Origin of the sequence: Anaerotignum faecicola, from assembly GCA_024460105.1 — a bacterium.
Taxonomy (GTDB): Bacteria; Bacillota; Clostridia; order Lachnospirales; family Anaerotignaceae; genus JANFXS01.
This window is the reverse complement of the sequence record JANFXS010000576.1, coordinates 1-389: the sequence shown is the minus strand read 5'-3', so window position 1 is coordinate 389 and position 389 is coordinate 1. Positions and strand designations below refer to the sequence as shown.

Annotated in this window: 1 protein-coding gene; it reads right to left on the bottom strand. The window is 52.2% G+C overall.

Annotated elements, in window-relative coordinates; all coding sequences use genetic code 11:
• A partial coding sequence (locus NE664_15465) for an aryl-sulfate sulfotransferase N-terminal domain-containing protein (protein MCQ4728031.1) occupies positions 1-389 on the bottom strand: 389 nt, incomplete at both ends.

Here is a 389-nt window from a genome sequence, read left to right as displayed (position 1 = left end):
GCCGTTTTAAATCAAAGCAGACGTTTACCGTTAAATACCATCTGACATCACCGCGGTAGTCGCAGGCCAAAGCATCCGCCTTGGAGGTCTGTGTCAGGAAGATTACGTTATCTCCCATGTGTTCCCGGCTGCCCTTACAGAATGTGGGGACTGGTACTTCAGGGGGCAAAGGCTCGGTCGTAATGATGACTTTCTCCCTTTCTCCGCCTGACAGCACGAGCTCTACCGTATTATCATAGTCCGCGTACAGGCCATACACCGGCAGAATATGAACGGTATCCTCCGGAAAGGTATGGCTGATGTCGCCTTCCGGCTCCTTTCCCTTTACCGTCAGCGTGACTTCCTGCTTCACGGATGTCTTAAAAAGTATCATCGCCGTCAGCGGAGAG